This window comes from Rhodococcus phenolicus (assembly GCF_001646785.1).
Classification (GTDB): domain Bacteria; phylum Actinomycetota; class Actinomycetes; order Mycobacteriales; family Mycobacteriaceae; genus Rhodococcus; species Rhodococcus phenolicus.
Genome location: NZ_LRRH01000161.1, coordinates 1 through 8616, shown reverse-complemented (window position 1 = coordinate 8616; position 8616 = coordinate 1). Strand labels below are relative to the sequence as shown.

Below are 8616 nucleotides of genomic sequence, written 5' to 3'. Positions count from 1 at the left end.
GCGCGGTGGCTCGTCCCCAGCGCCTTGGTCGCCGCCGGTGTCGCCTCGCAATGCGTGCTCGTCGGGGTCAACGCCGCCGTGCTCGGCGGCGAAGGCCGGAACCGGGGCGTCAGTCGGGGGCGGGTGGTGCATCGTCTGCCGGTTTCGTGGCGTCCTTGGGCATCGCCACGGGTGCGACGATCGCGAGCAGCAGCGCCGGCAGCACGAAACTCGCCAGCGGTGCGGCCGCGTACAGCGGGGTCAGGGTCATCGGTGCGGCGGCGCCGCCGCCGAACCGGAAGGCCTGCACCACCGACACCGCGCCGCCCCGGTTCCGGCCTTCGCCGCCGAGCACGGCGGCGTTGACCCCGACGAGCACGCATTGCGAGGCGACACCGGCGGCGAACCAGGCGATGGCGACGAGCCACAGCGTCGGGGCGACACCGACGACGACCACGAGTGCGGCGCCGGCGAGCGACCCGATCAGCACGGTGACGGATGCTCCGATGCGGTCCACGAGTGTCCCGACGCGCCGCGCGCTGAGGATGCCGGCGATGCCGAATCCGGTGAGCAGGGCGCCGCGCTGGGCGGGAGCGAGGCCGAAGAAGTCCTCGGCGCGGAAGGCGAGCAGGAAGCTGAGCCCGCCGAGGGCGCCCCATCCGAGGAGCGCGACGAGGCCGATGCGCAGGACGCGGGGACGCAGGGCGTCGCGCAGCCGGGCGGGACCGGTGTCGGGTGGTCCGCCGAGTCCGCCGGGCAGGCCGACGACGGCGAGGACGACCGCGGCGGCGGCGAGCACCACGAACGCCCACCGCCAGCCGACCTCGGCGGCGAGGCCGCCGACGAGCGGGGCGATGGTCTGCCCGGCGGCCTGCATGGCGCCGAAGAGTCCGAGTGCGCGTCCGAGGTGGTCTTTCGGGGTGATCACCGCCAGCGCCGCGAGCAGCAGCGGGGTGGTGAAGGCGTTGGCGACGCCCTGGAGGACGCGGGTGCCGAGCAGCAGCGTCATGGTGGGTGCGAGGGCCGAGGCCAGTGCGGCGAGGGCGTACACGGCGTAGGCGGTGCGGACGGTCCGGACGCGGCCCCACCGTGCGCCGAGGGTGCCCGAGACGAGCATGGCGAGGGCGAAGGGGCCGAGGTAGGCGGTGATGGTGAGGGCGGCGTCGCCGGTGCTCACGCCGGTGTCGGCGGCGATCTCGGGCAGCATCGAGGTGACGACACCGCCGCCGAAGGGGCCGAGGAACCCGCCGACGTACAGCGCCGCGCGTTGCAGCGCGGGTCGGGCGTCGTTCACTGGGACAGGCCGCCCGGTCCCCTCCGGCGCAGGTATTTCTCGAATTCGGCGGCGATGGCGTCGCCGTCGATGGTGGAGATGGTGTCGTCGAGGCCGGTTTCGGCGTCGCCGCGTTCTTCGAGGGTGCGGACGTATTCGATGATGTCCTCGTCGTCCTCGGTCATCTCGGTGACGGTCTGTTCCCATTCCTCGGCGAGGGTGGGCAGTTCGCCGAGGGGTACTTCGATGTCGAGGACGTCCTCGACGCGGCGCAGCAACGCGACCGTCGCCTTGGGGTTCGGCGGCTGGGACACGTAGTGGGGGACGGCCGCCCAGAACGACACGGCGGGGATGCCCGCGCGCACGCAGGCGTCCTGCAGGACCCCGGTGATGCCGGTGGGTCCTTCGTAGCGGGATTTTTCGAGGTTGAACTTCTTGGCGGCGTCGGCGCTGTAGGCGGTGCCGGTGACGGGGACGGGCCGGGTGTGCGGGGTGTCGGCGAGCAGGGCGCCGAGGATGACGACGGTGTGGGCGCCGATTTCCTCGACGAGTTCGAGGATGGCGTCGCAGAAACTGCGCCAGCGCATGTTCGGTTCGATGCCGCGCAGCAGCACGATGTCGCGGTCGCTGCCGGGTGGCGAGCACACGGACAGGCGGGTGGCGGGCCAGTCGATTTCGCGGGTGACGCCGTCGACGAGCCGCACCTGGGGCCGGTTGACCTGGTAGTCGTAGAACTCCTCGGAGTCGAGTTCGGCGAACGGTTCGGCATCCCAGATCAGTTCGAGGTGTTCGACGGCGCCGCTGGCGGCGTCGCCGGCATCGTTCCAGCCTTCGAACGCGGCGACGAGCACCGGATTGCGCAGGACGGGGACATCCGTTCCGGTGTCGTCGGTGGATTGACTTTCGCTCACCTGTCCAGCCTACGGCCAGGGCGCGATCGGGCGCCCACTAGTCTGGTGCCCATGTCCACCCCATTGCACTCTGCCTTGCTCGATGCGCTGTCGCGGCGCGTTGTCGTCGGAGACGGGGCGATGGGCACCATGTTGCAGGCCGCGGATCTGTCGCTGGACGACTTCCGCGGCCTCGAGGGGTGCAACGAGATTCTCAACGACTCCCGGCCGGATGTGATCCGCGGTATCCACCGCGCGTATTTCGAGGCCGGTGCCGATGCCGTCTCCACGAACACCTTCGGCTGCAACCTGCCCAATCTCGCCGACTACGACATCGCCGACCGTATCCGTGACCTGTCCGAACGTGGTACCCGCCTGGCCCGTGAGGTGGCCGACGAGATGGGGCCGGGTGCCGACGGCATGCCGCGTTTCGTTCTCGGCTCGATGGGTCCGGGAACGAAGCTGCCGACGCTGGGCCATGCGCCGTTCGAGGCGCTGCGCGACGCGTACGTCGAGTCGGCGCTCGGCATGATCGAGGGCGGGGCCGACGCGATCCTCGTCGAGACCTGTCAGGATCTGCTGCAGGCGAAGGCCGCGATCGTCGGTAGTCGCCGCGCGATGGAGCGGGCCGGCCGCCGCGTGCCGGTGATCACGCACGTGACGATGGAGACGACCGGCACGATGCTGCTGGGTTCGGAGATCGGGGCGGCGCTGAACGCGCTGGCTCCGCTGGGTGTCGATCTGATCGGGTTGAACTGTGCGACCGGTCCGGCGGAGATGACCGAGCATCTGCGGTATCTGTCGCAGCACTCGGAGGTGCCGGTGTCGGTGATGCCCAATGCGGGTCTGCCGGTGCTGGGTGCGAACGGTGCCGAATACCCGTTGTCGCCGGAGGAGCTCGCCGAGGCGTTGAGCGGGTTCGTCACCGAGTACGGGCTGTCGCTGGTCGGTGGTTGCTGCGGTACGACACCGGAGCACATCCGGCAGGTCGCGGACGCGGTGCGGGAGCTGCGGCCGGCGGAGCGCCGGCCGGTGGCGGAGCCGGGCGTGTCGTCGTTGTATGCGGCGGTGCCGTTCGAGCAGGAGTCGTCGATCCTGATGATCGGCGAGCGCACCAATTCGAACGGGTCGAAGGCGTTCCGTGAGGCGATGCTGTCGGCGGATTACGACAAGTGCCTGGACATCGCGAAGGATCAGATCCGCGACGGCGCGAACATGCTGGATCTGAACGTCGACTATGTCGGTCGTGACGGTGCGGCGGACATGGCGGCGCTGGCGTCGCGGTTCGCGACGGCGTCGACGCTGCCGATCATGATCGACTCGACGGAGCCGGACGTGATCAAGGCCGGTCTCGAGCATCTCGGTGGCCGTTGCGCGGTGAACTCGGTGAACTACGAGGACGGGGACGGACCGGGGTCGCGGTTCCAGCGGATCATGGAGCATGTCGTCGAGCACGGCGCCGCGGTGGTGGCGTTGACGATCGACGAGGAGGGGCAGGCGCGTACCGCCGAGCACAAGGTGCGCATCGCCGAGCGCCTGATCACCGATCTGACCGGGAACTGGGGGCTCGCGCAGGACGACATCATCGTCGATGCGCTGACGTTCCCGATCTCCACCGGTCAGGAGGAGGTGCGTCGCGACGGCATCGAGACGATCGAGGCGATCCGCGAGATCCACCGCCGGTATCCGCAGGTGCATTTCACGCTGGGGATCTCGAATGTGTCGTTCGGCCTGAATCCGGCGGCGCGGCAGGTGCTGAACTCGGTGTTCCTGCACGAGTGTGTCGAGGCGGGCATGGACACCGCGATCGTGCACGCGTCGAAGATCCTGCCGATGGCGCGGATCCCCGAGGAGCAGCGGCAGGTCGCGCTGGATCTGGTGTACGACCGGCGCGCCGAGGGGTACGACCCGTTGCAGAAGCTGATGGAGCTGTTCGAGGGGGTGTCGGCGGCGTCGGCGCGCGAGTCCCGCGCGCAGGAGTTGGCGGCGTTGCCGTTGTTCGAGCGGCTCGAGCGACGCATCGTCGACGGGGAACGCAACGGCCTGGAGGCGGACCTGGATGCGGCGATGGTCGAGGTGCCGCCGCTGTCGATCATCAACGACACGCTGCTGTCGGGCATGAAGACGGTCGGTGAGCTGTTCGGGTCCGGGCAGATGCAGTTGCCGTTCGTGCTGCAGTCCGCCGAGGTGATGAAGGCGGCGGTCGCGTATCTGGAGCCGCACATGGAGTCGACCGGCGCGGACGGCAAGGGCCGTATCGTGCTGGCGACCGTGAAGGGCGATGTGCACGACATCGGCAAGAATCTGGTGGACATCATCCTGTCCAACAACGGCTACGAGGTCGTGAATCTCGGTATCAAGCAGCCGATCGCGACGATCCTCGACGCTGCGGTCGACAAGCGCGCCGATGTGATCGGCATGTCGGGTCTGCTGGTCAAGTCGACGGTGGTGATGAAGGAGAACCTCGAGGAACTCAACGCCCGCGGGGTGTCGGAGCAGTTCCCGGTGCTGCTCGGCGGGGCCGCGCTGACCCGCGGGTACGTCGAGGACGATCTGGCCGAGATCTACGAGGGTGAGGTGTCGTACGCGCGGGACGCGTTCGAGGGCCTGGCGTTGATGGATCGCATCATGGCCGTCAAGCGTGGGGAGGGTCCGGCGCCGGACAGCCCGGAGGCGATCGCGGCGCGGGAGAAGGCCGCCGAACGAAAGGCCCGGCACGAACGCAGCAAGCGCATCGCGGAGAAGCGTCGGGCGGCGGAGACCCCGGTGGAGATTCCCGCGCGCAGCGACGTCGCGGCGGATCTGCCGGTGCCGACACCGCCGTTCTGGGGTAGCCGCGTCGTCAAGGGCATCTCGCTCGCCGACTATGCGGGCCTGATCGACGAGCGGGCCCTGTTCCTGGGCCAGTGGGGACTGCGCGGGCAGCGCGGCGGGGACGGGCCGTCCTACGAGGAACTGGTGGAGACCGACGGCCGGCCGCGGTTGCGGCACTGGCTGGACCGGTTGTCGACCGAGGGGATCCTGGCGCACGCCGCGGTGGTGTACGGGTATTTCCCGGCGGTGTCCGAGGGCGACGACGTGGTGGTGCTCAGCGAGCCGCGGCCGGACGCCCCCGAGCGCTACCGGTTCACGTTCCCGCGGCAGCAGCGCACCCGGTTCCTGTGCATCGCCGATTTCGTGCGGTCGCGGGAGGAGGCGCAGCGCACCGGGCAGGTCGATGTGTGGCCGTTCCAGCTGGTGACGATGGGGCAGCCGATCGCGGACTTCGCGAACGAGTTGTTCGCCGCGAACTCCTACCGCGACTACCTGGAGGTGCACGGTCTCGGGGTGCAGCTGACCGAGGCGCTCGCCGAGTACTGGCATCGCCGGGTGCGGCAGGAGCTGGCGTTCGCCGGGGGCGGTACCGCCGCCGACGACGATCCGGCCGATGTGGCGGACTACTTCAAGCTCGGGTATCGGGGGGCGCGGTTCGCGTTCGGCTACGGTGCGTGCCCGGATCTCGAGGACCGCATCAAGCTCGTCGAATTGCTCGAACCCGGCCGGATCGGGGTGGAACTGTCGGAGGAGCTGCAGTTGCATCCCGAGCAGTCCACCGATGCGTTCGTTCTGCACCACCCGGAGGCCAAGTACTTCAATGTCTGAGCTGATCGACCCCGTCCTCGGCGCGCCGGCACCGGCCGGTGCGCTGCGGGCGGTGCTGTGGGACATGGACGGCACGCTGCTCGAGTCCGAACAGTTGTGGGATATCGGGATGCGCGAGTTGTCGCTGCATCTGGGTGGTCCGATGTCGGAGGAAACGCGGATCTCGACGATCGGCGGGCCGCTGGATCTGTCGGTGTGGCGCACCTTCGACGGTCTGGGTCTGGCCCCGACACCGGACGAGCAGACCGCCGCCGAGAACTGGCTCAACGCGTTCATGGCCGGGTTGTTCGCGAAGGGCCTGCCGTGGCGGCCCGGGGCCCGGGCCGCGCTGGGTGCGGTGCGGGCGGCCGGACTCGGGCAGGCGCTGGTGACCAACACCGGCCGCCGGTTGTGCGAGGTGGCGCTCGAGACCCTCGACCGCACCCATTTCGATCACACCGTGTGCGGCGACGAGGTGCCGATGGGCAAGCCGGATCCGGCGCCGTACCTGCGGGCGGCGGAGCTGCTGGGTCTCGACCCGGCGCAGTGCCTGGCGGTGGAGGATTCCCCGACCGGGGCGGCCGCGGCGGACGCGGCGGGTTGCACGGTGCTGGTGGTGCCGTCGCTGACGACGGTGCCGGGGTCGCCGCGGCGGGTGTTCCGGTCCAGCCTCGAGGGGCTGACCGTGGGTGATCTGCGGGAACTGCACGCCGCCGGGGAGCGCTGACGTGGCCGTCCCGAAGATCGTGCTGTTCTACAAGTTCACACCGTTGGCCGATCCGGAAGCGATCCGGTTGTGGCAGCACACCCTCGCGTCGGCGCACAACCTGACCGGGCGCATCCTGATCTCCGAGCACGGCATCAACGGCACCGTCGGCGGTGACATCGCCGACGTGAAGAAATACGTGCGGGGTCTGCGCAGCTATGCCGCGTTCAAGGACACCGACGTGAAGTGGTCGGACGGCACCGGCGCCGATTTTCCGCGGTTGTCGGTGAAGGTGCGCCGCGAGATCGTCACCTTCGGGGTGCCCGACGAGGTGAAGGTCGACGAGCACGGCGTCGTCGGCGGTGGGGAGCACCTGTCGCCGCTGGCGTTGCACGCGCTGGTGTCCGACCGCGGCGACGATGTGGTGTTCTTCGACGGCCGCAACAGCTTCGAGGCGCAGATCGGCCGGTTCCGGGATGCGATCGTGCCGGATGTGGCCACGACCCGCGATTTCGTCGCCGAACTCGACAGTGGCCGCTACGACCATCTCAAGTCCCGGCCGGTGGTCACCTACTGCACCGGCGGGGTGCGCTGCGAGGTCCTCTCGGCGTTGATGCGCAACCGCGGGTTCGGCGAGGTGTACCAGCTCGACGGCGGCATCGTCCGGTACGGGGAGACGTTCGGGGACGGTGGCCTGTGGGAGGGTTCGCTGTACGTGTTCGACGGGCGCATGAACGTCGAATTCTCCTCGGACGCGGTCACTCTCGGCCGGTGTTCGCTGTGCGAGACGCCGACCTCGCGGTACCGCAACCATCCGGATGTCGACGGGCGCGCACAGACGCTGGTGTGCGAGAGCTGCGTACCCGACCCGGCCGGTCCCTGACCGTGCCCGCCGCGCCGCTGCCGATCCGGGACGGACTCGGCCCGGATCGGGTGCGGATGCCCGCCGACGGCGCCGCGCGCACCGTCGTCGAGTTCCTGCACGCCGCGCATCCCGGGGAGGACTGGGCCGCGCGCATGGCGGCGGGGGAACTGGTCGACGAGCACGGACGCGCCGTCGACGGGCACACCCGGTATCAGCCCTCCCGGTTCGTGTACTTCTACCGGGAGCCGGCGCCGGAGCTGCCGGTGCCGTTCGCGGTGGAGGTGCTGCACCACGAGGCGGGGCTGGTGGTGGTGGACAAGCCGCATTTCCTGGCGACGATCCCGCGGGGCGCGCACATCCGGGAGACGGTGGTGGTGCGGTTGCGCCGGGACCTGGACCTGCCGGATCTGGTGCCGGTGCATCGCCTGGACCGGATGACCGCCGGGGTGCTGTTGTGCACCACCGACCCGGGTTTGCGGCGTCCCTATCAGGAACTGTTCGAACGGCAGCGGGTCCGCAAGGTGTACGAGGCGATCGCCCCGTACCGGCCCGGCGTCGAGTTCCCGCGGGTCGTGCGCAGCCGCATCCACAAGCGGCACGGTGAGCTCACCGCCGTCGAGGTGCCGGGGGAACCGAACTCCGAAACCCGCATCGAACTGGTCGAGCACGCCGGGGACCGGGCCCGCTATCGGTTGTTTCCGCGCACCGGCCGCACCCACCAGTTGCGGTTGCATCTGAATTCCCTGGGTGCCCCGATCGTCGGGGACGACTTCTATCCGCAGTTCCGGCGTCGCGCGCCCGGTGATTTCACCGCTCCGCTGCAGCTGCTCGCCCGCACCCTCGAGTTCGACGATCCGCTCACCGGGCAGCGGCGGCGTTTCGACAGTCGCCGCACCCTCGCGTTCCGGCCCGGGGACGCCGCGCGCAGGGCATCGGTCCGGACATGAAACAATGGGCTCCCGTGAAGACCTTCGAATCCCTGTTCGCCGAGCTGTCCGAGCGTGCCGTGACCCGTCCCGTTGGTTCCGGCACCGGTGCCGCACACCTCGCCGGCCTCCTCGATCACCTTCTTGCCCTGCGCATGGACGCCGGCGTCCAATGCGGCAACGGTGCCGGAACCCTCGGGACGGGTCACGGCACGCTCGGACAGCTCGGCGAACAGGGATTCGAAGGTCTTCACGGGAGCCCATTGTTTCATGTCCGGACCGATGCCCTGCGCGCGGCGTCCCCGGGCCGGAACGCGAGGGTGCGGCGACTGTCGAAACGCCGCCGCTGCCCGGTG

General features: G+C 69.8%; 6 protein-coding genes and 2 pseudogenes. 5 read left to right on the top strand and 3 right to left on the bottom strand.

Going from position 1 to position 8616, the window contains the following annotated elements; genetic code table 11:
- Positions 1–109 precede the first annotated feature (109 nt).
- Both A8G15_RS28345 and A8G15_RS28340 read right to left on the bottom strand, forming a co-directional pair.
- Positions 110–1273, bottom strand: coding sequence for an MFS transporter (locus A8G15_RS28345; RefSeq protein ID WP_068166527.1), 1164 nt, complete (start codon positions 1271–1273; stop codon positions 110–112).
- Positions 1270–2163: a PAC2 family protein gene (locus A8G15_RS28340; protein ID WP_068166525.1), complete on the bottom strand. Its 894-nt coding sequence runs from the start codon at positions 2161–2163 to the stop codon at positions 1270–1272. The genes A8G15_RS28345 and A8G15_RS28340 overlap by 4 nt, the downstream gene beginning before the upstream one ends.
- A 51-nt stretch (positions 2164–2214) precedes the next feature.
- On the opposite strand from A8G15_RS28340, the gene metH reads away from it, so the two are divergent.
- The 5 genes and pseudogenes from metH to A8G15_RS28315 form a co-directional block, all read left to right on the top strand.
- Complete coding sequence (gene metH, locus A8G15_RS28335; protein WP_068166524.1) at positions 2215–5784, top strand: methionine synthase; 3570 nt, start codon at positions 2215–2217, stop codon at positions 5782–5784.
- A complete protein-coding gene (locus tag A8G15_RS28330) occupies positions 5777–6490 on the top strand; it encodes an HAD family hydrolase (RefSeq protein ID WP_068166523.1) in 714 nt (237 codons plus the stop codon). Before metH ends, A8G15_RS28330 begins: the two co-directional genes overlap by 8 nt.
- Position 6491: 1 nt before the next feature.
- The gene (trhO, locus tag A8G15_RS28325; RefSeq protein ID WP_068166521.1) at positions 6492–7352 is read left to right on the top strand and encodes an oxygen-dependent tRNA uridine(34) hydroxylase TrhO; all 861 of its coding nucleotides are present in this window, start codon (positions 6492–6494) and stop codon (positions 7350–7352) included.
- A gap of 2 nt (positions 7353–7354) precedes the next feature.
- Positions 7355–8281: a pseudouridine synthase gene (locus A8G15_RS28320; RefSeq protein ID WP_068166529.1), complete on the top strand. Its 927-nt coding sequence runs from the start codon at positions 7355–7357 to the stop codon at positions 8279–8281.
- Positions 8278–8376: pseudogene (locus A8G15_RS28315) on the top strand (phosphoribosyl-ATP diphosphatase); the annotation flags it as partial. The gene A8G15_RS28320 and the pseudogene A8G15_RS28315, both read left to right, overlap by 4 nt.
- On the opposite strand, the pseudogene A8G15_RS31310 reads toward A8G15_RS28315, so the two are convergent.
- A pseudogene (locus A8G15_RS31310) lies at positions 8377–8532 on the bottom strand (nucleoside triphosphate pyrophosphohydrolase family protein); the annotation flags it as partial. It abuts the pseudogene before it with no gap.
- Positions 8533–8616 lie beyond the last annotated feature (84 nt).

Excerpts from the sequence above, each read along its gene's own strand:
- metH (WP_068166524.1), top strand. The coding sequence starts at position 2,215 with ATGTCCACCCCATTGCACTCTGCCTTGCTCGATGCGCTGTCGCGGCGC.
- A8G15_RS28330 (WP_068166523.1), top strand. The coding sequence starts at position 5,777 with ATGTCTGAGCTGATCGACCCCGTCCTCGGCGCGCCGGCACCGGCCGGT.